At 61.4% G+C, this 25,035-nt stretch carries 24 protein-coding genes; 12 read left to right on the top strand and 12 right to left on the bottom strand.

Translation table 11 applies throughout. The features are described 5' to 3' along the window. Positions 1 to 4: 4 nt before the first annotated feature. The 10 genes from ACEPLT_RS17835 to hypA form a co-directional block, all read right to left on the bottom strand. Positions 5 to 1,225, bottom strand: a complete 1,221-nt coding sequence (locus ACEPLT_RS17835) for an MDR family MFS transporter (protein WP_126289125.1) — start codon at positions 1,223 to 1,225, stop codon at positions 5 to 7. Between the two features lie 16 nt (positions 1,226 to 1,241). After that, the gene (locus ACEPLT_RS17830; protein WP_008499588.1) at positions 1,242 to 2,003 is read right to left on the bottom strand and encodes an ABC transporter ATP-binding protein; all 762 of its coding nucleotides are present in this window, start codon (positions 2,001 to 2,003) and stop codon (positions 1,242 to 1,244) included. Beyond that, the gene (locus ACEPLT_RS17825; RefSeq protein WP_025912391.1) at positions 2,003 to 3,040 is read right to left on the bottom strand and encodes a FecCD family ABC transporter permease; all 1,038 of its coding nucleotides are present in this window, start codon (positions 3,038 to 3,040) and stop codon (positions 2,003 to 2,005) included. The genes ACEPLT_RS17830 and ACEPLT_RS17825 overlap by 1 nt, the downstream gene beginning before the upstream one ends. After that, positions 3,040 to 4,038 (bottom strand): ABC transporter substrate-binding protein, encoded by a 999-nt coding sequence (locus ACEPLT_RS17820; protein WP_232927404.1) that lies wholly within the window; start codon positions 4,036 to 4,038, stop codon positions 3,040 to 3,042. The genes ACEPLT_RS17825 and ACEPLT_RS17820 overlap by 1 nt, the downstream gene beginning before the upstream one ends. Positions 4,039 to 4,191: 153 nt before the next feature. Then, complete coding sequence (flhA, locus tag ACEPLT_RS17815; RefSeq protein WP_021241929.1) at positions 4,192 to 6,264, bottom strand: formate hydrogenlyase transcriptional activator FlhA; 2,073 nt, start codon at positions 6,262 to 6,264, stop codon at positions 4,192 to 4,194. Positions 6,265 to 6,328: 64 nt separating this feature from the next. After that, a complete protein-coding gene (gene hypE / locus ACEPLT_RS17810) occupies positions 6,329 to 7,339 on the bottom strand; it encodes a hydrogenase expression/formation protein HypE (RefSeq protein ID WP_032653169.1) in 1,011 nt (336 codons plus the stop codon). Continuing rightward, a complete protein-coding gene (gene hypD, locus ACEPLT_RS17805; RefSeq protein WP_232927403.1) occupies positions 7,336 to 8,457 on the bottom strand; it encodes a hydrogenase formation protein HypD in 1,122 nt (373 codons plus the stop codon). The genes hypE and hypD overlap by 4 nt, the downstream gene beginning before the upstream one ends. A 2-nt stretch (positions 8,458 to 8,459) precedes the next feature. Continuing rightward, positions 8,460 to 8,732: a HypC/HybG/HupF family hydrogenase formation chaperone gene (locus ACEPLT_RS17800; protein WP_008499582.1), complete on the bottom strand. Its 273-nt coding sequence runs from the start codon at positions 8,730 to 8,732 to the stop codon at positions 8,460 to 8,462. Next, complete coding sequence (hypB, locus tag ACEPLT_RS17795) at positions 8,723 to 9,586, bottom strand: hydrogenase nickel incorporation protein HypB (protein WP_232927402.1); 864 nt, start codon at positions 9,584 to 9,586, stop codon at positions 8,723 to 8,725. Before hypB ends, ACEPLT_RS17800 begins: the two co-directional genes overlap by 10 nt. Before the next feature lie 3 nt (positions 9,587 to 9,589). Next, positions 9,590 to 9,940 (bottom strand): hydrogenase maturation nickel metallochaperone HypA, encoded by a 351-nt coding sequence (gene hypA, locus ACEPLT_RS17790; RefSeq protein ID WP_008499580.1) that lies wholly within the window; start codon positions 9,938 to 9,940, stop codon positions 9,590 to 9,592. 210 nt (positions 9,941 to 10,150) lie between these two features. Between hypA and hycA the strand changes: the two genes are divergently transcribed. The 9 genes from hycA (at position 10,151) to hycI (ending at position 17,930) form a co-directional block, all read left to right on the top strand. Next, complete coding sequence (gene hycA, locus ACEPLT_RS17785) at positions 10,151 to 10,615, top strand: formate hydrogenlyase regulator HycA (protein WP_008499579.1); 465 nt, start codon at positions 10,151 to 10,153, stop codon at positions 10,613 to 10,615. Between the two features lie 71 nt (positions 10,616 to 10,686). Continuing rightward, on the top strand, positions 10,687 to 11,295 hold the full coding sequence (locus tag ACEPLT_RS17780; protein ID WP_023294427.1) for a 4Fe-4S dicluster domain-containing protein: 609 nt from the start codon (positions 10,687 to 10,689) through the stop codon (positions 11,293 to 11,295). Next, on the top strand, positions 11,292 to 13,106 hold the full coding sequence (hycC, locus tag ACEPLT_RS17775) for a formate hydrogenlyase subunit 3 (RefSeq protein WP_032664254.1): 1,815 nt from the start codon (positions 11,292 to 11,294) through the stop codon (positions 13,104 to 13,106). The genes ACEPLT_RS17780 and hycC overlap by 4 nt, the downstream gene beginning before the upstream one ends. Position 13,107: 1 nt before the next feature. After that, positions 13,108 to 14,031, top strand: coding sequence for a respiratory chain complex I subunit 1 family protein (locus ACEPLT_RS17770; protein WP_447088295.1), 924 nt, complete (start codon positions 13,108 to 13,110; stop codon positions 14,029 to 14,031). A gap of 15 nt (positions 14,032 to 14,046) precedes the next feature. Then, on the top strand, positions 14,047 to 15,756 hold the full coding sequence (gene hycE / locus ACEPLT_RS17765) for a formate hydrogenlyase subunit HycE (protein ID WP_025912384.1): 1,710 nt from the start codon (positions 14,047 to 14,049) through the stop codon (positions 15,754 to 15,756). A gap of 9 nt (positions 15,757 to 15,765) precedes the next feature. Next, complete coding sequence (locus ACEPLT_RS17760) at positions 15,766 to 16,308, top strand: formate hydrogenlyase complex iron-sulfur subunit (RefSeq protein ID WP_139963024.1); 543 nt, start codon at positions 15,766 to 15,768, stop codon at positions 16,306 to 16,308. Next, positions 16,308 to 17,075, top strand: coding sequence for an NADH-quinone oxidoreductase subunit B family protein (locus ACEPLT_RS17755; protein ID WP_021241938.1), 768 nt, complete (start codon positions 16,308 to 16,310; stop codon positions 17,073 to 17,075). Before ACEPLT_RS17760 ends, ACEPLT_RS17755 begins: the two co-directional genes overlap by 1 nt. Beyond that, entirely contained in the window at positions 17,072 to 17,482 is a 411-nt protein-coding gene (locus tag ACEPLT_RS17750) for a formate hydrogenlyase maturation HycH family protein (protein ID WP_023294422.1), read from the top strand. The genes ACEPLT_RS17755 and ACEPLT_RS17750 overlap by 4 nt, the downstream gene beginning before the upstream one ends. Further along, positions 17,475 to 17,930, top strand: coding sequence for a hydrogenase maturation peptidase HycI (gene hycI / locus ACEPLT_RS17745; RefSeq protein ID WP_048224568.1), 456 nt, complete (start codon positions 17,475 to 17,477; stop codon positions 17,928 to 17,930). The genes ACEPLT_RS17750 and hycI overlap by 8 nt, the downstream gene beginning before the upstream one ends. An 81-nt stretch (positions 17,931 to 18,011) precedes the next feature. Here the strand turns inward: hycI and ACEPLT_RS17740 are convergent, their stop codons facing one another. After that, positions 18,012 to 19,436 carry a 6-phospho-beta-glucosidase gene (locus ACEPLT_RS17740; RefSeq protein WP_021241941.1) on the bottom strand — a complete coding sequence of 475 codons (1,425 nt, stop codon included), beginning with the start codon at positions 19,434 to 19,436 and terminating at the stop codon, positions 18,012 to 18,014. An 18-nt stretch (positions 19,437 to 19,454) separates the two neighbouring features. After that, the gene (gene ascF, locus ACEPLT_RS17735) at positions 19,455 to 20,906 is read right to left on the bottom strand and encodes a PTS cellobiose/arbutin/salicin transporter subunit IIBC (RefSeq protein ID WP_008499568.1); all 1,452 of its coding nucleotides are present in this window, start codon (positions 20,904 to 20,906) and stop codon (positions 19,455 to 19,457) included. 213 nt (positions 20,907 to 21,119) lie between these two features. Here ascF and ACEPLT_RS17730 point away from each other — a divergent pair, with 213 nt between their 5' ends. The 3 genes from ACEPLT_RS17730 to hypF all read left to right on the top strand — a co-directional run bounded on the left by ACEPLT_RS17730 (position 21,120) and on the right by hypF (position 25,035). Then, positions 21,120 to 22,133 (top strand): LacI family DNA-binding transcriptional regulator, encoded by a 1,014-nt coding sequence (locus ACEPLT_RS17730; protein ID WP_023325960.1) that lies wholly within the window; start codon positions 21,120 to 21,122, stop codon positions 22,131 to 22,133. Between the two features lie 134 nt (positions 22,134 to 22,267). Further along, positions 22,268 to 22,813, top strand: a complete 546-nt coding sequence (gene hydN / locus ACEPLT_RS17725; protein WP_032675402.1) for an electron transport protein HydN — start codon at positions 22,268 to 22,270, stop codon at positions 22,811 to 22,813. Between the two features lie 5 nt (positions 22,814 to 22,818). Beyond that, positions 22,819 to 25,035 carry a carbamoyltransferase HypF gene (hypF, locus tag ACEPLT_RS17720; RefSeq protein WP_447088294.1) on the top strand — a complete coding sequence of 739 codons (2,217 nt, stop codon included), beginning with the start codon at positions 22,819 to 22,821 and terminating at the stop codon, positions 25,033 to 25,035.

Below are 25,035 nucleotides of genomic sequence, written 5' to 3'. Positions count from 1 at the left end.
CGGTTCAGCTTCTGAGCGGGCGGCAAATCACGTTAAGGGCCAGCGCGCTGCAGAGCGGGAAGAGGGCCAGCAGCAGCCAGGGGAGCATCGCCTGCGTTGAGGGCACCAGCGCGCGATCCAGCAGGCTGCCAAACAGCAAATTTCCGGCCAGTACCGCAATGCCTCCGGCGGTGGCGAGTGCGCCGTAGTGCGCCCCCAGCGTGGACTCCTCGGCAAACCGGGGGACCAGGTCCTTAGCTGAGGGTACCAGCAGCATCTGTCCCAGCGTCAACAGCGTCACGAAACAGACCGACGGCAGCAGGCGCAGCCAGCCCTCAGGCGGTGCCGTCGGCGCAAACATTGCCACGCTTGCAAAGGCGGCGGAGAGGAATAAAAAGCCCACCGGCAGGATCCTCACCGCGCCCACGCGCCGGGCGAATCGCGCCAGCGGCAGCTGTAAAGCAACAATCAGTACAGAGGCCAGCATAAAAAGCGGGCCGAGATCTTTCTCGTTACCGCCGGCGCGCTGGATCTCTACCGGCAGCGCCAGATAGAGCTGGTTATAGCTCAAAAGCCACGAGCTATAGGCAATGATAAAGGCGACAAAGCGGGGCTGGCGAAAGGTCGTCCACCAGGGAACGAGCTTCAGCGTCCGCGCGGCATGGCGTGACGCGGGTAGGCAAAAGTAGAGAACCACCAGCGCAACGAGAAAGACGCCAGCGCCCGCCAGCGCCACCTGGCGAAAGCCCAGGCCGGTGAGCAGTGCGCCGGTAACCGGGCCCAGTACCGCACCGAGTTCCCCGCAGACCGCAAAGAGCGCGAACCACTCCGCCCGGCTTCGTTTACCTTTCGCCTCGCTGTGCGTGCCCGCTTTCGCCAGCAATGCCTCAATAGAGGGAGAAAACAGCGCGCCGCCCACCCCCGTCAGGCACGCGCCCAGAATAATCGGCCACAGCGATTCTCCAAGCGCCAGCAGCAGATACCCCGCGACGCGAATAATGCACCCGCTCAGGATAACGATTTTCGCGCCAAACCGGTCCGAGAGCGCGCCGCCGACGATAAACATCCCCTGCTGAGAGAACGTGCGCAGGCCGAGGATCAGCCCGATCAGCCCGCCGGAGAGCAGCATATCGTCGCGCAGGAATATCGCCAGGAAGGGGACAACGGCGTAAAAGCCGATGTTAAAAACAAACTGGCTACCCAGTAAAACGGGCGGCCAGAGCGTGGTGGCAGGGCGTAGGGGCATCGTTGGTCACTCGCCCCTAAACGATAAAGTGAATGTGTTTTTTGCCATGGAACGGCGAGATCTCGATTTTGGTTTTGACCCGGAAGACGTCCCAGAGCAACGACTCGGACAGGATGTCCTGCGGTGTCCCCGTCGCCACAATTTGCCCTTTCTGCATCACAATCAGCGAGTCGCAGAACATCGAGGCGTGGTTGAGATCGTGTATAGCGACAATGCTGGTGACCGGTAATTCGCTGATCAACTGCATCAGCTGCATCTGATGATGAATGTCCAGGTGGTTGGTCGGTTCATCCAGCAGGATTTCCGTCGGGGTCTGGGCCAGCGCGCGGGCAATGTGGACGCGCTGGCGCTCGCCGCCGGAGAGGCTCAGCCACCCCTGGTCGCTTTTATCCAGCATATCCACGCGCTGCAGAGCGGCGGTGACGGTTTCGTCATCGTGCGTGCTCCAGTTGGAAAAGGCGGAGTGGTGCGGAATCCGCCCGAGTTTGACCACGTCGCGCACGCGCATGTTGGCGTCAGTCATGCCGTGCTGCTCCACGAAGGCGACCCGGCGGGCCAGCTGCTTTTTGGCAATACGAGAGATGTCCTGGCCGTCCAGCGTCACACAGCCCGCATCCGGGCGACGCAGCCCCGCGAGGATACGTAAAAGAGACGATTTACCGCAGCCGTTAGGGCCAAGCAGTCCTACCGTTTCGCCCCGGGAAACCTTCAGCGAGACGTCATTAACGATGACTTTTTTGCCGACCTTCCAGGTAATATTTTCAGCGCAGATGCTCATCACTTATTCCTTGAGCGGTAGATAATCACGGCAAAGAACGGAACGCCAACCAGCGCGGTGACCACGCCGACGGGCAGGCTTTGCGGCGCAATCAGCATGCGCGAGGCAATGTCTGCCAGCACCATCAGGATCGCGCCTGCCAGCGCGCTGGCAATCAGCAGCGTGCGGTGCAGCGGCCCGAACAGGAAACGCATGACGTGCGGCACCACCAGCCCGACAAAGCCGATTGAGCCCGCCATGCTGACGATGGTTGCGGTAATCAGCGCGGTGGTGGTAAAGAGCGCCAGACGCACCCAGGGGACTGCAATGCCCAGCGACGCCGCGGCGTCATCACCGAACGTAAAGGCATCCAGCGCCCGGGAATAGTAGAGGCACACGGCTAACCCAATCAGCACCACGACCAGCGCCAGCTGGAATTCAGGCCAGCGTACGCCGCTGAAGCTGCCCAGCAGCCAGAACATCACGTCGCGCGCCTGCTGGGCACTGGCGGAGGTGCTAATGGTGTAGGCGGTAATGGCGTTAAAAAGCTGCGAGGCGGCGACGCCTGCCAGAATCGTACGTTCATTCCCGCCGCGCGCGCCGTTCGTCAGAAACGCGACAAACGCAAACGCGGCGAACGCCCCGGCAAAGGCCCCGGCAGAGAGCGACACCGCACCGGTGCCGATCCCCAACACGACGACAGAAACCGCCCCGGTCGATGCGCCCGCGGATACGCCGAGCACGTAGGGTTCCGCCAGCGCGTTCTTCAGCAGGCTCTGCAATACGGCCCCGCAGATGGCCAGACCTGCGCCGCAGCAGGCCGCCACCAGCGCGCGGCTCAGGCGAAAGTCCCAGATCACGCTCTCATAGATGCGAGTGAGCGGAACATTGGTGAGCCCCATTTTATTGCTGATGGCGTAAAACACGTTATCCAGCGGGATCGACAGCTCGCCGACGCTGACGCTCAGCGCGATAACCAGAAATAGCAGGACAAAGGCGAGCAAACACGAGGTCGTCAGAACCAGGCTCTGCCTGGCCTGAAGGACAGCGGTGGTCATCAGTTCAGCCCCAGTTTTCTGAGCTGTTCGCCAACCTGCTCAGCCCCGTAAATCGTGCGAATCGTCGGGTTCATGGCCTGACCGTCCATCACCACGATATGGCCTTTTTTCACCGCGTCCAGCTGGCTGACGGCCGGGTCGCTTTTCAGGAATTTGATTTTCTCTTCCGCGTTATCCAGCGCCCAGCGGTTGCGATCCAGGCTGGAGACCACAATCACATCCGGATTGGCGGCAATAATGCTTTCCCAGCCCACGGTTGGCCATTCGGTCTCGGAGGTAATGGCGTTATGCCCGCCCATCAGGCTGGCGATAAACCCGGAGGGGCTATTTTTACCGCCTACGTAGGCGTCCGCAGAAGGGGAGGAGCTTGAGAACCAGAAAACAAAGGAGAGATCTTTTTTGTTTTTTCTGAATTCCTGGCGCAGGTCAGCCTCACGTTTTTTGAAATCGGCAATCACGGCCTGACCGCGGTCTTCAACGTTAAAGATTTTGGCGAAATCCTCAATCTCCTGATAGAGATACGTCATATCCCACAGTTTCTGGCGGCTGCCGTACATATCGCCGGTGGCTTTTTTGGTCGCACACATGCCCGGGGACACGTAGCTGTTCACGCCCAGGGTCATCAGATCGTCGCGTTTTGCGACCTTGCTTTCTGGCCCCAGCAGCAGCGGTGACTGCGCGGGGACAAAGTCGGGATTTTGCGCAAGCACGGATTCAAGGGTAGGGATTTCGACCGTCAGGGTTTTGATTTTTGCGTTCTGTTCCGCCAGCTGCGGCAGCACTTTCGTCGGCCAGAAGGCGCTGGCCTTCACCTTATCTTCCAGCCCCAGCAGGAGCAGAATTTCGACGGTATTCTGACCCAGAGCCACGACGCGTTCCGGCGCTTTGGTGAATGTCTCTTTATAGCCACAGTTTTCAATCGTCAGAGGATATGTGGTTGCCAGAGCAGAACTGACCGACGCAACCGCCAGGCCTAACGCGCAGATGACCTTCTTCATGAAACGCTACCCTTGATTAATATTATTATTGATGCAAATGAAACTCATTATTAAGGCGGAATTTTATACAGAGGAAACGATTTTGTGTCAATGAGGGACAATTGCGCAGGGTAACGAAAGGCGGTGCCAGAAAAACACCGCCGGATTGGGGGCTTAAACCAGGCTCTCTTTATCGATCCCGAGACGCTTCATGCGCGACAGCAGGGTAGTGCGTTTTAACCCTAAACGCTGGGCGGCACCTTTTGGCCCGGCGACCACGCCGTTGGTCTCTTTGAGTACGCGCATAATGAGCTGATATTCATCTTCTCCCTCTTTCGCCGTCTCGGCGGCGGGTACGGTCACGTCAGGCAGCGTCACTTCAGGCAGGGAGAGCTGCAGCACATTGCCGCGCGTCAGCAGCACCGCACGCTCGATGACGTTTTCCAGCTCGCGCACGTTGCCGGGCCACTCCATCGAGGAAAGGGTACGTAACGTCTCGGCAGGAATGCTGTCGATGTTTCGCCCCATCCGACGCGCGATCTTGGCGGTAAACGCTTTGACCAGCAGGGGAATATCTTCCGGGCGCTCGCGCAGCGGCGGCAGGAAGATCGGGAAGACGTTCAGGCGATAGTAGAGATCGCTGCGAAACTCGCGGTCGGCGACCATTTTTTTCAGGTCGCGGTTGGTGGCGGCAATCAGCCGCACGTCAGTCTGGATAAGCTTGTTGCTGCCAAGACGTTCAAACTCCTGCTCCTGCAGGACGCGCAGCAGTTTCGGCTGTAGCTCCAGCGGCATATCGCCCACTTCGTCGAGGAATAGCGAGCTCTTGTCCGCCAGCTCAAAACGGCCCAGCCGCTGGCTGCTGGCCCCGGTGAATGCGCCGCGCTCGTGTCCGAACAGGTCGCTTTCCAGCAGGCCTGCAGGCATCGCCGCGCAGTTCATCTTCACCATCCGACGGCTGTTGCGGTTGCTCAGGTTGTGGATGGCGCGGGCAATCAGCTCTTTACCCGTACCGGTTTCGCCCAGGATCAGCACCGTGCTGTCGCTTTGCGCCACCATCTCAACCTGCTTGAGCACGCTGTACATGGCGTCGCTGCGCCCGATGATTTCACCAAACTCGCTGTCCACGTTGTTGAGCTGTTCGGTCAGGGCCAGGTTCTCATCCACCAGACGCTCTTTCAGACGATGAATTTCCTGATAGGCGAGGGCGTTATCCAGCGCGATGGAGATACGCTCGGCGATCTGGCGCAGTAGCTTCAGGTTGGCGGTGGTAAACACGGCTTCATCACACTGCGCCAGCTTCAGCACCCCCAGCATGGTGTTGCCGGACATCAGGGGAAGCAGGCACAGGGTCTGTATCTTGTTGCCCCAGGTGTTAAACAGCATCCGCTCGTACGGTGCCACCGGGTCCTGCTCGCTCAGGTTGAGCAGCAGGATCTCTTTGCTTTTAAATACCCGCTCAGACAGGGTGCCCGCTTCGTCCACTTCGCTCTGCTCGTGCGCCGGGTTGGCTTCATCCAGATAATGCGTGGAGTAGATGTTCAGCTTGCCCTTGCGATGGCCGCGCAGCGCGATGCTGATGGCATCGATTTTGAAATAGTGGTGGATCTCTTTCGACACTTCGCTGACCAGCTCGTCCATATCAAGGCGCGACAGCACGGCGTTGGTGATGGCGACCAGAATGCGGAAGTTGTCGCGCTCGCGGCTCAGCAGGTCGTAATCCACGTTATTGGTCACGCGGCTTTGGATCTGCTCCGCGACGACGGCCACAATCTGGGTAAAGGTGTGCAGACGCTCGTATTCCGCCTCGCTCCAGGGCTGGTCAGTCGTGCGAATAAACTCGCAGCCACCAAAAATATGTCCCTCCGCCGCGAGCGGCAGCATGCTGTAGTGGCCGAACGGCTGGTAGAGGTTGCTCTCCGCGAGCCGCGGCCACGCCGTGCGGAACTCCTCAAAGTTGCAGTGCAGCGCTTCCGGACGGGAGAGAATACGGCGCACCGGGCCATGCGCGAGATACGTTTCGTCTTCGTACTCAAACGTTTTGCCATTATCGCGCGTTGAATAGTAGCTCGCGCGGTGCGTTCCGCTATGCCACAGTACAATCGCCGCGCTGTCGGCCAGCGCTGATTGCCTGACCAGCCGCGTCAGGGCATCGCTCAGCGCGCCGAGATCGGGCTGCTGTAAAAGTGTGCGCGTGATATCAAACAGGCCCTGCTGTCCAAGATCGCTCATCGGTGTATACGGCATTATTGCTTTCCAATAGAAACTGGCAAAAAAGAGACATTCAGTGCTGACCGCTTATGGCGCGGCTCTAGCAAATTCGGGGTAAGGGTTCCGCGTGCGGCAGGTCCAGCGTGCGCTTCACGCCGTAAAGTCCGGTCAGGCGCACCCCCTTGCGCTCAACCACTTCGCCGATGATGGCGGCCTCTTTCCCTAATGGATGCGCGCGTAGCTCTGCAAGAACGGCTTCCGCCGCCGCGCGTTCCACGCCGATCACCAGCTTGCCTTCGTTAGCAAAGTTCAGTGGGTCAAGTCCCAATAGTTCGCACAGCCCCCGCACGGCAGCTTTTACAGGCAGGCCACGCTCGGTCAGTTCAATCCCGCACCCGCTGCTTGCGGCGAATTCGTGAACCACCGCATTCACCCCGCCGCGGGTGGCATCGCGCAAGGCCTTCACGCCGGGAATAGCACACAGCGTCTGAATCAGCGGGGTGAGCACCGCGCAGTCGCTGCGCAGTTCACCGTCCAGCCCTAAGCCTTCACGCAGGTTAAGGATAGTCGCTCCGTGGCAGCCCAGCGTGCCGGTTACCAGCAGCACGTCGCCCGCGCTAAGCCGCTGTGCGCCCCAGTGAATGTTGGCGGGGATAGCCCCCATTCCGGCGGTGTTGATAAACAGCTTATCGGCCGCACCGCGCTGGACCACTTTGGTGTCCCCGGTGACGATAGCGATACCCGCCTCGCGCGCGGTGTGTGCCATGCTGTTCACCACCGCCGTGAGCGTCTCCATCGGCAGACCCTCTTCGAGGATGAATCCGCAGGAGAGGTAGCGGGGAATGGCGCCGCTGACGGCCACGTCGTTGGCCGTGCCGCAGACGGCGAGCTTGCCGATATCGCCGCCGGGAAAGAACAGCGGATCGATGACATAGCTGTCGGTGGAGAAGGCCAGTCGATCGCCCTGGGCGGTGAGGGTGGCGAGGTCAATGCGCGCCTGGTCTTCCTGCTCGGCGAGCCAGGGGTTGTTAAAGGCCTCCATGAACAGCCGGTTAATCAGCTGCTGCATCGCCTGTCCACCGCTTCCGTGCGCCATTTCCACCGTGTTCATGCTTCACACTCCTGGTTGCGATATTGATACCACGCGGCGCATGCCCCTTCGGAGGAGACCATCAGCGCGCCAAACGCCGTTTGCGGGTTACAGGTATTGCCAAATAACGGGCACTGATGCGGTTTGCATTTGCCTGTGAGCACCTCGCCACAGCGGGCCCGGGGATCGTCGCAAACCTGCTGCGGCTGCGGGCGGAAATGCGCTTCAGCGTCGAACGCGCGATAGGCTGGCGTCAGGCGCACGCCGGATTCGGCAATCAGCCCCAGTCCTCGCCACTCGCTGTCGCCTTCGACGCTGAACACCTCCGCAATGGCACGCTGAGCCCGTTCATTGCCGGCATCCGGCACCACGCGGCGGTACTGGTTTTCGACCGCGCTCAGGGCCGCTATTTTCTGCTCAACCAGCATGGTGACACCTTGCAGTAGATCAAGTGGTTCGAAACCAGCAACCACTAACGGACGATTGTACTGTTCAGCGATAAAACCGTAGGCGTCTGTGCCAATCACCATGCTGACGTGGCCCGGTGCCAGAAAGGCATCAATGCCGTTGCCTGGCGCTTCCAGCAGGCTGCGCAGGGTAGGGATAAGCGTAATGTGCTGGCAGAAGAAGAAAAAGTTATCGACGCCGCGCGCTTTCGCCTGCTGCAGCGTGATGGCCGTCGCGGGCATGGTGGTTTCAAACCCCAGGCCAAAAAATACCACCTTGCGCGCGGGGTTATCCGCTGCCAGCGTCAGGGCATCCATCGGCGAATAGACGATCCGGATGTCGGCCCCGCGCGCTTTCGCCTGCAGCAGCGAGCCGTTTTTCCCCGGCACGCGCATCGCGTCGCCAAAGGTGCAGAATATGACGTCGGGCTGGCTGGCAATCTCGATACAGCTGTCGATGCGTCCCATTGGCAGCACGCAGACCGGGCAGCCGGGGCCGTGGATAAACTCAATGTTCTCCGGCAGCAGCTGGTCGAGGCCAAATTTGAAGATCGCGTGCGTGTGCCCGCCGCACACCTCCATGATCCGCAGCGGCCTTTCTTTGGGGTAGTCCAGCCGCGCCGCGCGCGTTTTGAGGTGTCCGATAAGCTGCAGCACCTGCTCCGGCGCGCGGTATTCATCAACGTAACGCATGATTATCGCTCCTCGCCGTACAGCAGTGCGCCGACGTCCGGCTCCACGTCGAACATGTTTTGCAACGCATCCAGCGTGTCGCGGGCTTCCGCTTCGTTAATCACGCTCATGGCAAACCCCACGTGGACCAGCACCCACTGGCCGAGACGCGACGCGCCCGTTTCATCGGTGCTGCCCACCAGCGTCAGGTCTACATCACGCAGGATGCCGCAAACCTCGACTTTGGCCTGATTACCGTTGAGGGAATGGATTTGTCCCGGTACGCCTATGCACATCGTTCGTTCTCCAGCCAGCGTAACCAGCCGTCCATGCCGTCGCCGCGCGTGGCGGAGACCAGCAGGATCTCAATCTCCGGGTTCACTTCGCGGGCATACGCCAGGCACTTATCCACGTCGAAATTCAGGTACGGCAGTAGGTCGACTTTGTTCAGCAGCATCAGGGATGCCGCGGCGAACATATGCGGGTATTTCAGCGGCTTGTCTTCGCCTTCGGTCACCGAAAGCACCGCCACCTTGTGTCGTTCACCCAGATCGAAGCTCGCCGGGCAGACGAGGTTGCCGACGTTTTCAATAAACAGGATGCCGTTATCCGCCAGCGGCAGGCGCGGGGCGGCGTCGGCAACCATCTGCGCATCCAGATGGCACCCTTTGCCGGTGTTGACCTGTATTGCCGGGGTGCCGGTCTCGCGGATGCGCGCCGCGTCGTTTACCGTTTGCTGGTCGCCCTCGATCACCGCGCAGGAGACGCGCCCGTTGAGGCGTTTGAGCGTTTCGGTCAGCAGCGTGGTTTTGCCGGAACCGGGGCTGGAGACCAGGTTCAGCACCAGCTGTTTGCGGGCGGCGAAGCGGGCGCGGTTGCGGGCGGCGATCTGGTTATTTTTGTCCAGCACGTTGATTTCCACGTCCAGCATCTGGCGCTGGCTCATGCCCGGCGCGTGGGTACCCGCTTCGCCGTGGCCGTAATGCAGGTCGCCCGCGTCGGAACGCTGCGGCGCAAAGGTAATGCCGGTCAGGGCTGCCGCAGGGCGCGGGGCAGGGGAAAAGGGCGCGGAGCGAAACGCGGAGTGGGGACGGTGCTCATCCCCTTCTATATACAGGTTGCCTTCGGCGCAACCGCAGGTACTACACATACTTTACTCCTTCTCGATTTCGAGGCGTTGGATCTGCATGCCGTCATCCGCCACGATGCGCAGCCCGGTGCTCTGACACTGCGGACAGCGCTGTACCTTTGATGAGAGCAGGGTGACGTACTGCTGACACTGTTCGCACCAGCACTCCGCCTGCTGCTCCTCAATATGCAGTTCGCAGCCTTCCGCCAGCGTGCCGCGGCACACCAGCTCAAAACAGAAGGTCAGGGCGCTGGTCTCGACGCAGGAAAACGCCCCGACCTTCAGCCAGACGCCGGTGACGCGTTTCGCGTGGTTTTGCACAGCCTGCTGTTCGATAAGTTCCAGAGCCCGCTGGCAGAGGGTGATTTCGTGCATGACGCCTCCTCAATGAATTGCCCCGGTAATGCAATAACAGTGCCAGCTTGATTTTTGTTAAGGCGTGTCGATGTCACCGCTGTCGAAATGACACGTCGACACCGCGATGTTGACAGCGAATTTTTAATTAAATCCATTGAAAATCATAAGCATAAAAACTGGCATGGAATCTGCTTAACAGCCGCTATCTCCATTAAACGGATACCTTTTATGACTATTTGGGAAATCAGCGAAAAAGCGGAATACATCGCGCAGCGTCATCAGCAGTTACAGGACCAGTGGCACCTTTACTGCAACTCTCTGGTTCAGGGCATTACCTTGTCGAAAGCGCGTCTTCACCACGCGATGAGCTGTGCGGCGCAGGGCGATATGCGCTTTGTCCTCTTCGGCCATTTCATCATCAACGTCACCCTGGCGGATAACTTCAACAGCCACACCATCGAGTACTACCTCGAGACAAAAGACGGTGAAAAACAGTGTATTGCAAAGGCGCAGCTGATGGCTGACGGCATGGTGGACGGCCACGTCAGCAACCGCGATCGCCAGCAGGTACTGGAGCACTATCTGGAAAAAATCGCCCCGGTTTATAACGGCCTGTACACCGCCGTTGAACACGATCTTCCGGTCAACCTGAAGCAGCTGATGGACGGAAATACCTCAGCGAACGTGGCCTGACCCCCAGTGTGTCGAGAAGTGTCGACAAGACAGTTTTTCGTCAAAAATGACTATCACCAGAGGATAACCCGGTGAACCGTTTTGTAATTGCTGACTCGACGGTCTGTATTGGCTGTCGAACCTGTGAGGCGGCGTGTTCGGAAACGCATCGCCTGCATGGGCTACAGTCCATGCCGCGCCTGCACGTCATGCGTAATGAAAAAGAGTCTGCCCCGCAGCTCTGCCATCACTGTGAAGATGCCCCCTGCGCGGGTGTCTGTCCCGTGAACGCCATCACCCGCGTGGATGGCGCAGTCCAGCTGAACGAAAGTCTGTGCGTAAGCTGCAAGCTGTGCGGCATTGCCTGCCCGTTCGGTGCGATTGAATTCTCCGGCAGCCGCCCGCTGCATATTCCGGCCAATGCCAACTCGCCTAAAGCCCCGCCCGCGCCTCCGGCTCCAGCACGCGTCAGCACGCTGCTGGACTGGGTGCCCGGCATCCGTGCCGTGGCGGTGAAGTGCGACCTGTGCAGCTTCGATGAACAGGGCCCGGCCTGCGTGCGCACCTGTCCAACCAAAGCGCTGATTCTGGTGAACATTCGCGACATCGCCCGCACCAGCAAGCGCAAGCGCGAGCTGACCATTAATACCGACGTCGGCGATCTTTCGCTTCTGCAGGCGCTCAACGAGGGGGTGAAATGAACGCGATTACGATGATTACCAGCGCCGTGGCGTACTTTGCCGCCGCCGCCGTGCTGGCGTGGCTTCTGTCATTCCATAAAACCCTGAGCGGCTGGATCGCCGGGATCGGCGGGGCGGTTGGCAGCCTGATGACGCTGGCGGCGGGTGGAGTTGTCCTGCTCGGCGGGCAGTCCGCAGAGGCCGTGATGCCGCTGATTCGCCACACCGTTGCGATTACGCCGCTGAACGCCATCTGGCTGGTGACCTTTGGCCTGTGCGGGCTGTTTATCAGCCTGTTCAATATCGACTGGCACCGCCATCCGCACGCCAAAGCCAACGGCCTGCTGGTGAACCTGCTGATGGCGACGGCGGTCTGCACCGTGATCGCCAGCAACCTCGGCGCGCTGGTGGTGATGGCGGAGATTATGGCGCTGTGCGGCGTGTTCCTGACCGGCTGCAGCGCCTCCGGGAAAGTGTGGTTTGCGCTGGGACGCCTCGGGACGCTGCTGCTGGCGCTGGCCTGCTGGCGGGTGTGGCAGCGTTTCGGCACGCTGGAGTTCGCTGCGCTTAACGGGCATCCGCTGGGCAATGACGTCTGGCTGCTGGGCGTGATCGGCTTTGGCCTGCTGGCCGGGATTATCCCGCTGCACGGCTGGGTGCCGCAGGCGCATGCGAATGCCTCCGCGCCCGCTGCCGCGCTGTTTTCTGTGGTGGTGATGAAGGTCGGTCTGTTCGGGATTCTGGCGATGACGCTGACCGGCGGCCAGCCGCCGCTGTGGTGGGGCGTGGTGCTGCTGATTGCGGGCATGATCACCGCCTTCATCGGCGGCCTGTACGCGCTGATGGAGCACAATATCCAGCGTCTTCTGGCGTACCACACGCTGGAGAATATCGGCATCATCCTGCTCGGCATGGGCGCGGGCGTGACCGGGCTGGCGCTTAATCAACCGGCGCTGATTGCCGCTGGCTTTATCGGCGGTCTGTATCACCTGATCAACCACAGCCTGTTTAAAAGCACCCTGTTCCTCGGGGCGGGCAGCGTCTGGTTCCGCACTGGCCATCGGGATATCGAAAAGCTCGGTGGGATTGGCAAAAAAATGCCGGTGATTTCGCTGGCGATGCTGGTCGGGCTGATGGCGATGGCCGCGCTGCCGCCGCTGAACGGCTTTGCCGGGGAGTGGGTGATCTATCAGTCCTTCTTCGCCCTCGGTCAGAGCGAGGCGTTTATCGCCCGCCTGCTGGGGCCGCTGCTGGCGGTCGGGCTGGCGATTACCGGGGCGCTGGCCGTGATGTGCATGGCGAAAGTCTATGGCGTGACCTTCCTTGGCGCACCGCGTACGCGTGAGGCTGAGAACGCCTGCTGCGCACCGGTACTGATGGGCGTAAGCGTGGTCGCGCTGGCGCTGTGCTGCATCGCGGGCGGGGTTGCCGCGCCGTGGCTGCTGCCGCTGCTGGGCCACGCCATTCCGCTGCCGCTTGAGACGGCGCACACCGTCGTTTCCCAGCCGATGATTGCACTGCTGCTGATTGCAGCGCCGCTGCTGCCGTTCGTGCTGATGCTGTTCTTCAAACGCGACCGGCTCACCTCCCGCTCGCGCGGTGCCGCGTGGGCCTGCGGCTACGAACACGAACAGTCGATGGTCATCACCGCCCACGGTTTTGCTATGCCGGTGAAAGAGAACTTCGCCGCCGTGCTGAAGCTGCGCCACTGGCTGAACCCGGTGGGCTGGGTACCCGGCTGGCAGAACGCTGCCGCGCCCGCGCTGTTCCGCCGTCTGGCGTTGATCGAGCTGGCGGTGCTGGTAGTGATTGTGATTTCACGAGGAGCCTGACATGAGTCTGTTACTGGCAATTCTTCAGGCGCTGGTGCTGTTCGCCGCCGCGCCGCTGCTGTCGGGCATCACGCGCGTGGCGCGTGCCCGGATGCACAACCGTCGCGGGCCTGGCATACTGCAGGAGTACCGCGATCTCTTCAAGCTGCTTTCTCGCCAGAGCGTGGCCCCGGATGCCGCAGGCTGGGTCTTCCGCCTGACGCCGTTTGTGATGGTGGGCGTGATGCTCACCGTCGCCACCGCGCTGCCGGTGGTGACGGTGGCTTCGCCCCTGCCCGTGCTTGGCGATCTGATTACCCTTATCTACCTCTTCGCCATCGCCCGCTTCTTCTTTGCGATTGCGGGCCTGGACACCGGTAGCCCGTTTACCGGCATCGGTGCCAGCCGCGAGGCAATGCTCGGCGTGCTGGTTGAGCCGATCCTGCTGCTGGGGCTGTGGGTCGCCGCGCAGGTTGCGGGTTCCACGCACATCAGCTTTATCACCGACACCGTTTACCACTGGCCGGTTGCCCGCTCCCTTCCGCTGGTGCTGGCGCTGTGCGCCTGCGCGTTCGCCACGTTTATCGAGATGGGCAAGCTGCCGTTCGATCTGGCCGAAGCCGAGCAGGAGCTGCAGGAAGGGCCGCTCACCGAATATAGCGGCTACGGCTTTGCGGTGCTGAAGTGGGGCATCAGCCTCAAACAGCTGGTGGTGCTGCAGATGTTTGTCGGCGTCTTCTTCCCGTGGGGGCAGATGACGCACTTCTCCGCGGGCGGTCTGCTGCTGGCCGTCGTGGTTGCCGCCCTCAAGCTGCTGGTCGGCGTGCTGGTGATTGGCCTGTTCGAAAACAGCATGGCGCGCCTGCGTTTTGTGGAAACGTCCCGCATCACCTGGGCCGGGTTTGGTTTTGCATTTTTAGCGTTCGTCTCCTTGCTGGTGGCGTGATTAAAGAGAGTATTTATGTCTGAAGAAAAGAAAGGTCAGCAGTATCTCGCCGCGTTGCATCAGGCTTTCCCGGGCGTGGTGCTGGAGGAGTCCTGGCAAACCAAAGACCAGATCACCGTCACCATTAAGGTGAACTATCTGCCGGAAGTGGTGGAGTTTCTCTACTACCAGCAGGGCGGCTGGCTGTCGGTGCTGTTCGGTAACGACGAGCGCCAGCTGTGCGGCAGTTACGCGGTGTACTACGTGATGTCGATGGAGCAGGGCGAGAAGTGCTGGATCACCGTGCGCGTCGAGGTCGACCCGAATAAACCGGAATACCCGTCCGTCACGCCGCGCGTGCCCGCCGCCGTCTGGGGTGAGCGCGAAGTGCGCGATATGTATGGCCTGGTGCCGGTTGGCCTGCCGGACGAGCGCCGTCTGGTGCTGCCGGACGACTGGCCTGACGAGCTCTATCCGCTGCGTAAGGACAGCATGGACTACCGCCAGCGCCCGGCGCCGACTACCGACAGCGAAACCTACGAGTTCATCAACGAGCTGGGCAGCAAGAAGAATAACGTGGTGCCGATCGGCCCGCTGCACGTCACCTCTGACGAACCGGGCCACTTCCGCCTGTTCGTTGACGGCGAAAACATTATCGACGCCGACTACCGCCTGTTCTACGTCCACCGCGGCATGGAGAAGCTGGCGGAGACCCGCATGGGCTACAACGAAGTGACGTTTCTTTCTGACCGCGTGTGCGGCATCTGCGGCTTCGCCCACAGCACCGCCTACACCACCTCGGTAGAGAACGGCATGGGGATCGTGGTGCCGGAACGCGCGCAGATGATCCGCGCCATCCTGCTGGAGGTGGAGCGCCTGCACTCGCACCTGCTGAACCTCGGCCTGGCCTGCCACTTCGTCGGCTTTGACTCCGGGTTTATGCAGTTCTTCCGCGTGCGCGAAGCGTCGATGAAGATGGCGGAGATCCTCACCGGGGCGCGCAAAACCTACGGCCTGAACCTGATCGGCGGGATCCGCCGCGACCTGCTGAAAAACGACATGATCCAGACCCGCCAGCTGGCGCAGCAGATGCGCCGCGACGTGCAGGAGCTGGTGGATATGCTGCTCAGCACGCCCAACATCGAGCAGCGCACCGTGGGCATCGGCCGTCTTGACCCGGAAATCGCCCGCGACTTCAGCAACGTCGGCCCGATGGTGCGCGCCAGCGGCCACGCCCGCGACACCCGCGCCGATCACCCGTTCGTCGGCTACGGCCTGCTGCCGATGACCGTGCACAGCGAGCAGGGCTGCGACGTCATTTCCCGCCTGAAGGTGCGCATCAACGAGGTGTTCACCGCGCTGAACATGATCGACTTTGGTCTGGACAACCTGCCGGGCGGCCCGCTGATGGTGGAGGGCTTCACCTACATTCCAAACCGCTTTGCCCTCGGCTTTGCCGAAGCGCCGCGCGGGGACGACATCCACTGGAGCATGACCGGCGACAACCAGAAGCTCTACCGCTGGCGCTGCCGTGCGGCGACCTACGCCAACTGGCCAACCCTGCGCTATATGCTGCGCGGCAACACGGTCTCCGACGCGCCGCTGATCATCGGCAGCCTCGACCCGTGCTACTCCTGCACCGACCGCATGACCGTTGTGGACGTGCGCAAGAAGAAAAGCCAGGTGGTGCCGTACAAAGAGCTTGAGCGCTACAGCATCGAGCGTAAGAACTCGCCGCTGAAATAAGGATTCGTCATGTTTACCTTTATCAAAAAAGTGATCAAAACCGGCACGCAGACCAGCCGCTATCCGCTGGAGCCGATGCCGGTCGACAAAAACTTTCGCGGCAAGCCGGAGCACAACCCGCAGCAGTGCATCGGCTGCGCGGCCTGCGTCAACGCCTGCCCGTCGAACGCCTTAACGGTGGAAACGGATCTCAAAACCGGCGAGCTGGCCTGGCAGTTTAACCTTGGACGCTGCATCTTCTGCGGCCGCTGCGAGGAGGTCTGCCCGACGGTCGCCATTCGCCTGTCGCAGGAGTACGAGCTGGCGGTGTGGAAGAAAGAGGATTTCCTGCAGCAGTCGCGCTTTGACCTGTGCCACTGCCGGGTCTGCCAGCGCCCGTTCGCCGTGCAAAAAGAGATCGATTACGCCATCGCGCTGCTGCAGCACAACGGCGACGCGCGCGCGGAATACCACCGCGAAAGCTTCGAAACCTGTCCGGCGTGCAAGCGACAGAAGTGCCTGCTGCCGTCCGACCGCATTGATATCACCCGCCACATGAGAGAGGCCAGCTGATGGAAAACCTACTGGGCCCGCGCGACGCAAACGGCATTCCGGTGCCGATGACGGTGGATGAATCCATCGCCAGCATGAAGGCGTCGCTGCTGAAAAAAATCAAACGCTCGGCCTACGTCTACCGCGTGGACTGCGGCGGCTGCAACGGCTGCGAGATTGAGATCTTTGCTACGCTGTCGCCGCTGTTTGACGCCGAGCGCTTCGGCATCAAGGTGGTGCCGTCCCCGCGTCATGCGGACATCCTGCTGTTCACCGGGGCAGTCACCCGCGCCATGCGCTCGCCCGCGCTGCGCGCCTGGCAGTCCGCGCCGGACCCGAAAATTTGCATTTCGTACGGCGCCTGCGGCAACAGCGGCGGCATCTTCCATGACCTCTACTGCGTCTGGGGCGGCACCGACAAAATCGTGCCGGTGGACGTCTACATCCCGGGCTGCCCGCCGACGCCCGCCGCCACGCTGTACGGCTTCGCGATGGCGCTCGGCCTGCTGGAGCAGAAAATCCACGCCCGCGAGCCGGGCGAACTCGACAACCAGCCGGCCGCCATTCTGCACCCGGACATGGTGCAGCCGCTGCGGGTGAAGGTTGACCGCACGGCGCGCAGGCTGGCGGGGTACCGCTACGGGCGCCAGATTGCCGACGACTATCTGCGCCTGCTGAGCCAGGGTGACCACCAGGTCGCACGCTGGCTGGAGGCGGAAAACGATCCGCGCCTCAATGAGATTGTGGCGAACCTGAACAGCATCGTCGATGAGGCGCGTATCCGATGAGTGAAACGGTGGTGTTCAGCCAGCTGAGCCGTAAGTTTATTGATGAGAACGATGCCACGCCGGATGCGGCGCAGCAGGTGGTCTATTACAGCCTGGCGATTGGGCATCACCTCGGGGTGATTGACTGCCTGGAGGCCGCGCTGAGCTGCCCCTGGCCGGAATACCTGGCGTGGATTGCCACGCTGGAGGAGGGCAGTACGGCGCGGCGCAAAATGGAAGGCGTGCCGAAGTACGGCGAGATCGTGATCGATGCGAACCACATTGCCATGCTCGCCAACGCCTTTGACGCGGCGCTGGGCAGACAAACCCCGGAGCAGCAGGCGTGGAGCAAAACGCTGCTCGGCATGCTGCATGATATTCATCAGGAGAGCGCCATCTACCTGATGGTGAGGAGATTACGTGACTGACGTTTTACTGTGTGTCGGCAACAGCATGATGGGCGACGACGGCGCGGGTCCGCTGCTCGCAGAGATGTGTGCCGCCAACCCGCAGGGCAGTTGGGTGGTGATTGACGGCGGCAGCGCGCCGGAAAACGACGTGGTGGCCATTCGCGAGCTGCGCCCGGACAGGCTGTTAATCGTCGATGCCACCGATATGGGGCTCAACCCCGGCGAGATCCGTCTGATTGACCCGGACGACATCGCCGAGATGTTTATGATGACCACCCACAATATGCCGCTGAACTACCTCGTGGATCAGATCAAAGGTGACGTGGGCGAGGTGCTGTTTTTGGGCATTCAGCCGGACATTGTCGGGTTTTATTACCCGATGACGCCGCCGGTGAAAGAGGCGGTGGACGTGGTGTATTCACGGCTAGCGGGATGGGTTGGGAACGGAGGGTTTTCTCAGCTCTGAGCAGCGCCCGGTGGCGCTACGCTTACCGGGCCTACGGTTTTGTAGGCCCGGTAAGGCGAAGCCGCCACCCGGCAAAAAAGGCTACTCGAGATCCGCCCCGTTACTCGCAATCACCTTCTTATACCATCCGAACGATTTCTTGCGTTTCCGTTCCAGCGTGCCGTTCCCGGCGTCGTCGCGGTCGACGTATACAAACCCGTAACGCTTGCTCATCTCCCCCGTCGAGGCCGAGACCAGGTCAATGCAGCCCCAGGTGGTGTAGCCCATCAGCGGCACGCCGTCCTCAATCGCATCGCCCATTGCGCGGATGTGCTCGCGCAGGTAGCTAATGCGGTAGTCGTCGTTGATCTCGCCGTTTTCATCAACGACATCTTTCGCTCCCAGGCCGTTTTCCACCAGGAACAGCGGCTTCTGGTAGCGGTCGTACATCATGTTCATGGTGATGCGCAGCCCGAGCGGGTCGATACCCCAGCCCCATTCGCTCACCTGGATGTGCGGGTTGCGCAGGGACTTCACGATGTTCGCCGCGCTGGTGTTGCCCGCGTTCATGTCCGCCGAGGCGCAGCGCGAGGCGTAGTAGCTAAACGACACAAAGTCGACGGTATTTTTCAGCAGTTCGTCATCGCCCGGATCTTTCACAATCACGACGCCTTTCTCGCGGAACACGCGGGCAGAGTAGGCCGGGTAGCTTCCGCGTGCCTGCACGTCGATAAAGAACAGGTTCTCGCGGTCTTTCTCCAGCGCCATCCATACGTCTTCCGGCTTGCAGGAGTAGGGGTAGAAGTTACCGCCCGCCAGCATGCAGCCCACCTGGTTTTCCGGGTTTACCTCGTGGGCAATTTTGGTCGCCAGCGCGCTCGCCACCAGCTCGTGGTGCGCGGCCTGGTATTTCACCTGGTCTTCGTTTTCGCCTTCCTCAAACACCAGTCCCGCCCCGGAGAACGGGCTGTGCAGCATGATGTTGATTTCGTTGAAGGTCAGCCAGTATTTCACCAGCCCGTTAAATTCTTCGAAGCAGGTGCGGGCGTAGCGGGCGAAGAAATCGACCATCTTGCGGTTGCGCCAGGAGCCGTACTCCGTCACCAGGTGCATCGGCACGTCAAAGTGGCAGAGGGTCACCAGCGGCTCGATGTTGTACTTTTTGCACTCCTCGAACACCGCGCGGTAAAAGGCAATGCCTTCTTTGTTCGGCAGCGGCTCGTCGCCGTTCGGATAGAGGCGGCTCCAGGCGATCGAGGTGCGGAACACCGTAAAGCCCATCTCCGCCATCAGGGCGATGTCCTCTTTATAGCGATGGTAAAAATCAATCGCCTCGTGGCTCGGGTAGAACTCGTCGTCACGCAGCGAGAAACGCTTTTCCTTACCGAGCTTCACTGCCAGGCGATTCGCGCCGTGGGGGATCATATCGACCGTCGTCAGCCCTTTGCCGCCTTCACGGTAAGCCCCTTCGCTCTGGTTGGCGGCAAGCGCGCCGCCCCATAAAAATCCTTGTGGAAAAACAGACATTCTTACCTCGCTTTCAATTTATGCTTTTGCTGCGTTGTTCTGTACCGGTGCGGTCTGCAGGGCGCGCGCTTTTTCAGCCTCGTCTTCGACCGGAATATCCTCAAAGCCCAGTATCAGGGTCAGAATAAACGACAGCACCACTGCCAGACCCATCACGCCAAACACCCAGACGATGGTCATCGGGTTGGCCGGGTCGAAGAACTGCACGCTGGTGAACAGCCCCGGTGCCGCCATCGAATGGCTGGCAAGACCGGCTATGCCCGCCACCGCGCCGCAGATAAAGCCGCTGATCAGGCTGGCAATCAGCGGGCGTTTCAGACGGATCGCGACGCCGTACAGGGCCGGTTCAGAGATCCCCGCCATGATGGCGGAGGCCGCCGCCGCCAGCGCCGTCTGGCGCAGCTCCGGGTTTTTCGTTTTCCACGCCACCGCCAGCGACGAACCGCCGAGCGACAGGTTGGCGCCAATTTCCGACGGCATCACCATCCCTTCCTTGCCCGTTTCGGCAATGGTCTGAATGATGGTCGGCGTAAAGACGCGGTGCATCCCGGTCATCACCAGCAGCGGCCACAATGCGCCCATGATCGCCACGGAGAGCCAGCCCAGGTAGCCGTGAATGGTGTAGACCAGCGCGGAGATGGCGCTACCGATCCAGATCCCCAGCGGGCCAATCAGCACGATGGCGAGCGGGGCGGCAATCAGCACGATCAGCATCGGCTTGAGGAAGTTTTTCGTCACCGCCGGGGTGATGCGATCCACCCAGCGTTCGATGTACGACAGGCACCAGGTCATCACCAGCGCGGGGATGACGGTGTAGGTGTATTTCACCGCCGTCACCGGGATAAAGGCGAACTCAACGTGCTCGCCCTGCGCGGCTTTCGCCATCAGCTCGATAAAGCTCGGGTGCACCAGCACGCCCGCAATGGCTATCGCCAGCGACATGTTGGTTTTGAATTTCACCGCCGCCGAGGCCGCCACCATCAGCGGCAGGAAGAAGAACGCGCCGTCGCCGATGACGGTCAAAATGGTGAGCGTCGGTGCGCCTTTGGGCAGCACGCCGGTCATCTCGAGGATCATCGCCAGCAGCTTGACCATCGAGCCGCCGATGATCGCCGGGATCAGCGGGGACATGGTGCCGATCAGCGCGTCGAGGATCCCGGCGCCAATGCGGCGTAACGTCAGCTTTTGCGGGCCTTCCGGCACCGCGGGCTGCAGGTCAGCGGGCAGCAGGCTTACCACCTCGCGGTACGCCTGAGAGACGGTATTGCCAATAATCACCTGGCACTGGTTGTCGTTACGCACCACGCCGAGCACGCCGCTGATGCTTTTCAGGCGCGCGGCGTCGGTGAGGGTTTCGTCTTTCAGAACGAAACGCAGTCGCGTCATGCAGTGGGTGACGGCGACGATGTTCTCTTTGCCGCCCAGCGCGCTGATAACGTCGTTCGCCAGCGCAGCGTAATTTTTGGCCATCGGATGTGATCCTGTTATCGTTGTGTGAAATGTAGGAAACCGGTTCCACATAATCATCATGAGTTTTTATGAATGAAACAAGATCGCTTTTTGACCATTTTTTCGTTTCGTGATGAATGTCGCAATGAGGTGCCGAAAGCGTGATGTCGCCGCTGCGACAATTTTTCTGCAGTGCAGTACACTGCCCGCATGAGTTTCGGATGGAAAAAAAACATGACCACGATGCTGGAAGTGGCGAAGCGGGCAGGCGTTTCGAAAGCGACGGTGTCCCGGGTGCTGTCGGGTAATGGCTACGTCAGCCAGGAGACCAAAGACCGGGTGTTTCAGGCCATTGAAGAGAGCGGCTATCGCCCAAATTTGCTGGCGCGCAACCTGGCGACCAAACGCACCCAGACGCTGGGCCTGGTGGTGACGAACACCCTTTATCACGGCGTCTACTTTAGCGAACTGCTGTTTCACGCCGCGCGGATGACGGAAGAAAAAGGGCGGCAGCTGATCCTCGCGGACGGCAAGCACAGCGCCGATGAGGAGCGCGAGGCGATCCAGTATCTGCTGGATATGCGCTGCGACGCGGTGATCATCTATCCGCGTTTTCTGAGCGTGGATGAGATGGATGCGATCGTCGAGAAGTGCGAGCAGCCCATTATGGTGCTCAACCGCCGCCTGCGGAAAAACAGCAGCCACAGCGTCTGGTCCGATCATAAAGCCTCCAGCCAGGACGCGGTGTCACAGCTAATTGCGAAAGGGCATCGGGAGATCGCCTTTATCACCGGCTCGATGGATTCCCCCACCGGGGTCGAGCGTCTCTCCGGCTACAAGGATGCGCTGGCGCAGCACGGTATTCCGCTGCGCGAGGGTCTGATCGCGCAGGGGAAGTGGAACCCCGCCAGCGGCGCGGCGGCGGTGTCCGACCTGCTTGCGCGCGGTGAGCGCTTTACGGCGCTGGTGGCGAGCAATGACGATATGGCCATCGGTGCCCTGAAGCAGCTGCACGACAGCGGCGTGGCCACGCCGGACGCGGTGTCGGTGATCGGTTTCGACGATGTGGCCATCGCGCCCTACATCGTGCCGTCGCTCTCCAGCGTACGCATTCCGGTAACGGAGATGATTCAGGAGACCATCAGCCGCCTGATCTTCATGCTCGACGGCGGCGAGTTTAAATATCAGCAAACCTTCTCCGGCGAGCTTGTCCTGCGCGACTCGGTTATTGACGGCCCACACCGCTGATGTCGACAGCTGTCATCGTCATAAGTGACGATGACAGCGCCGCTGTGATTTTAAAATTCCCATAAAATCAATGTGTTAATTATTGGCACGGTTTATGAATATCTCCGCGCATAACTGTAATGCTGGAGAAGCAGATGAACCGTTTTATTATGGCCGATGCCAGTAAGTGTATTGGTTGCCGTACCTGTGAAGTGGCGTGCGTGGTTTCCCATCAGGCGGAGCAGAACTGTGCGTCCCTCACCCCTGACACCTTCCTGCCGCGCATCCACGTCATCAAAGGCGTGAATATCTCCACCGCCGCCATCTGTCGCCAGTGCGAAGACGCTCCGTGCGCGAACGTCTGCCCGAACGGGGCGATTAAACGCGAGAAAGGCTTTGTGCACGTGATGCAGGAGCGCTGCATTGGCTGCAAAACCTGCGTGGTTGCCTGCCCGTATGGCGCGATGGAGGTGGTGGTCCGTCCGGTGGTGCGCAACAGCGGCATGGGGCTGAGCGTGCGGGCGGAGAAAGCCGAAGCCAACAAGTGCGACCTGTGTTACCACCGTGAGGCCGGCCCGGCCTGTATGGAAGCCTGCCCGACGCACGCGCTGGTATGCGTGGATCGCGACAAGCTTGAGCAGATGAGCGCCGAAAAGCGCCGTCGCGCGGCGTTCGACACCTCGTCATCACTGCTGTTCTGAACCGTATGAGCAGCAACGGCGTTCAGCTGCGGGTGCGCGGCAAGGTGCAGGGCGTGGGGTTTCGTCCCTTCGTCTGGCAGCTGGCGCAGGCGCTTCAGCTGACCGGTGACGTCTGCAATGACGGAGAGGGCGTGCTGGTGCGCCTCGCGGGTAATGGGGGGGCCTTTACCGCGAGGCTGCATCAGGACTGCCCGCCGCTGGCACGCATTGATCGCGTGGAAACGCAGCCGTTTACCTGGGCGCACGTGCCGGAGGACTTTACCATCCGCCACAGCGGGGCCGGGACGATGGACACCCAGATTGTCCCCGATGCCGCGACCTGTCCGGCGTGTCTGGCTGAGATGGGCGACCCACGCGAACGCCGCTATCGCTATCCGTTTATCAACTGCACCCACTGCGGGCCGCGGTTTACCATTATCCGCGCGATGCCCTATGACCGTCCGGCCACGGCAATGGCGCCGTACCCGCTCTGCGAGCCGTGTGAAGCCGAGTACCGCAATCCTGCCGACCGCCGTTTTCACGCCCAGCCGGTCGCCTGCCCGGACTGCGGACCCGCGCTGGCGTGGCGTGCGGGCGACATGACCGCTGACAGCGAGGCTGCGCTGCGCGCGGCGGTAGCGATGCTGAAAAGCGGCGGTATTGTCGCGGTTAAAGGGCTGGGCGGCTTTCACCTCGTCTGCGATGCGCGTAACCCGCAGGCGGTCGCGACGCTTCGGTCACGCAAGCAGCGCCCGTCGAAGCCGCTGGCGGTAATGATCCCGCATGCGGATGACCTGCCGGATACGGTTCAGGCGCTGCTACGCTCACCCGCCGCACCCATTGTGCTCACGCCAAAAGCCCGGCTGCCCGCCTTCCCGGAAGGTATCGCGCCCGGTCTGGATACCGTGGGCATCATGCTTCCTGCGAACCCGCTGCAGCATCTTCTGATGAGGGACTGTCAGCGCCCGCTGGTGATGACCTCCGGCAACCTCAGCGGCAGACCGCCTGCCGTCACCAACCGCCAGGCGCTGGATGAGCTCAGCGGCATCGCGGACGGCTTCCTGCTGCATAACCGCGATATCCTGCAGCGGATGGACGATTCGGTAATGGATCGGGACGGTGCGATGGTGCGTCGCGCGCGCGGCTTTGTGCCCGATGCCGTCACGCTGCCTGCCGGGTTCGACAATATCCCCGCCATGCTGTGCACCGGGGCGGAGATGAAAAACACCTTCTGCCTGGTGCGTGGGAACCAGGCGGTGCTGAGCCAGCATTTTGGCGATCTCGGTGACGAGGGTGTGGAAGCGCAGTGGCGTTCCGCGCTGTCGGTGATGCAGGACATTTACGCCTTTCAGCCGACGCGCGTGGTGTGCGATGCCCATCCGGGATACCGCGCTCGCCAGTGGGCGCAGGCGCAGGCGTTGCCCCTTGAAGAGGTACACCACCATCACGCTCACGCGGCGGCGTGCCTGGCCGAAAACGGCTGGCCGCGCGAGGGCGGAGACGTTATCGCCCTGACGCTGGACGGGATCGGCATGGGGGAAAACGGCGCGCTGTGGGGCGGAGAGTGTCTGCGGGTCAGCTATCTCGAATACGCGCATCTGGGTGGCCTGCCTGCCGTTGCGCTGCCGGGCGGCGATCTGGCGGCGCGGCAGCCGTGGCGCAATCTGCTCGCCCACTCGCTGGCGTTTGTGCCTGACTGGCAGCAGTACCCGGAAACCCACGCGGTACAGCGCCAGAACTGGCCGCTGCTGGCGACGGCGATCCAGCGTGGCCTCAACGCGCCGCGGGCCTCGTCCTGCGGTCGCCTGTTTGATGCAGTCGCCTGCGCGCTGGGTATCGAAACCCAATCCTGGGAAGGAGAGGCCGCCTGCCGGCTGGAAGCCCTGGCATCGCAGTGCGCGGGTGTCGACCATCCGGTGACGCTGATAGTGGATAACCTCGCGCTTTTCTGGCAGCAGTGGCTGAGCTGGCAGGCGGAGCCCTGCGCGCGCGCCTGGGCGTTTCACGACGCGCTGGCAAAAGGGCTGGCGGAGCTCGCCGCGTTTCACGCCCGGCGCCTGTCGCTGTCGACAATCTGCCTCAGCGGCGGGGTATTGCACAACCGTCTGCTGCGCGCGCGTCTGCGTCATTATCTTTCTGATTTTACGCTTCTTTTTCCTTCGCGCCTGCCCGCAGGTGACGGAGCGATCTCCTTCGGGCAGGCGGTGGTCGCCGCAGCCCGGTCATGTTTACAAAGGACTTAA

This window comes from Enterobacter sp. fkY84-1, assembly GCF_052974705.1.
The sequence above is the reverse complement of the archived record's forward strand: the minus strand, read 5'-3'. Positions and strand labels throughout refer to the sequence as shown.

Bases quoted from the DNA above. Each gene is read 5' to 3' on its own strand.
- ACEPLT_RS17830 (WP_008499588.1), bottom strand. From the start codon at position 2,003: ATGAGCATCTGCGCTGAAAATATTACCTGGAAGGTCGGCAAAAAAGTC.
- hycA (WP_008499579.1), top strand. From the start codon at position 10,151: ATGACTATTTGGGAAATCAGCGAAAAAGCGGAATACATCGCGCAGCGT.
- ACEPLT_RS17760 (WP_139963024.1), top strand. From the start codon at position 15,766: ATGTTTACCTTTATCAAAAAAGTGATCAAAACCGGCACGCAGACCAGC.
- hypF (WP_447088294.1), top strand. From the start codon at position 22,819: ATGAGCAGCAACGGCGTTCAGCTGCGGGTGCGCGGCAAGGTGCAGGGC.
- ACEPLT_RS17825 (WP_025912391.1), bottom strand. From the start codon at position 3,040: ATGACCACCGCTGTCCTTCAGGCCAGGCAGAGCCTGGTTCTGACGACC.
- ACEPLT_RS17820 (WP_232927404.1), bottom strand. From the start codon at position 4,038: ATGAAGAAGGTCATCTGCGCGTTAGGCCTGGCGGTTGCGTCGGTCAGT.
- ascF (WP_008499568.1), bottom strand. From the start codon at position 20,906: ATGGCCAAAAATTACGCTGCGCTGGCGAACGACGTTATCAGCGCGCTG.
- ACEPLT_RS17740 (WP_021241941.1), bottom strand. From the start codon at position 19,436: ATGTCTGTTTTTCCACAAGGATTTTTATGGGGCGGCGCGCTTGCCGCC.
- hydN (WP_032675402.1), top strand. From the start codon at position 22,268: ATGAACCGTTTTATTATGGCCGATGCCAGTAAGTGTATTGGTTGCCGT.
- ACEPLT_RS17730 (WP_023325960.1), top strand. From the start codon at position 21,120: ATGACCACGATGCTGGAAGTGGCGAAGCGGGCAGGCGTTTCGAAAGCG.
- ACEPLT_RS17835 (WP_126289125.1), bottom strand. From the start codon at position 1,225: ATGCCCCTACGCCCTGCCACCACGCTCTGGCCGCCCGTTTTACTGGGT.
- flhA (WP_021241929.1), bottom strand. From the start codon at position 6,264: ATGCCGTATACACCGATGAGCGATCTTGGACAGCAGGGCCTGTTTGAT.
- hycE (WP_025912384.1), top strand. From the start codon at position 14,047: ATGTCTGAAGAAAAGAAAGGTCAGCAGTATCTCGCCGCGTTGCATCAG.
- hypE (WP_032653169.1), bottom strand. From the start codon at position 7,339: ATGAACACGGTGGAAATGGCGCACGGAAGCGGTGGACAGGCGATGCAG.
- hycC (WP_032664254.1), top strand. From the start codon at position 11,292: ATGAACGCGATTACGATGATTACCAGCGCCGTGGCGTACTTTGCCGCC.
- hypD (WP_232927403.1), bottom strand. From the start codon at position 8,457: ATGCGTTACGTTGATGAATACCGCGCGCCGGAGCAGGTGCTGCAGCTT.
- ACEPLT_RS17750 (WP_023294422.1), top strand. From the start codon at position 17,072: ATGAGTGAAACGGTGGTGTTCAGCCAGCTGAGCCGTAAGTTTATTGAT.
- ACEPLT_RS17800 (WP_008499582.1), bottom strand. From the start codon at position 8,732: ATGTGCATAGGCGTACCGGGACAAATCCATTCCCTCAACGGTAATCAG.
- hypA (WP_008499580.1), bottom strand. From the start codon at position 9,940: ATGCACGAAATCACCCTCTGCCAGCGGGCTCTGGAACTTATCGAACAG.
- ACEPLT_RS17755 (WP_021241938.1), top strand. From the start codon at position 16,308: ATGGAAAACCTACTGGGCCCGCGCGACGCAAACGGCATTCCGGTGCCG.
- hypB (WP_232927402.1), bottom strand. From the start codon at position 9,586: ATGTGTAGTACCTGCGGTTGCGCCGAAGGCAACCTGTATATAGAAGGG.
- ACEPLT_RS17770 (WP_447088295.1), top strand. From the start codon at position 13,108: ATGAGTCTGTTACTGGCAATTCTTCAGGCGCTGGTGCTGTTCGCCGCC.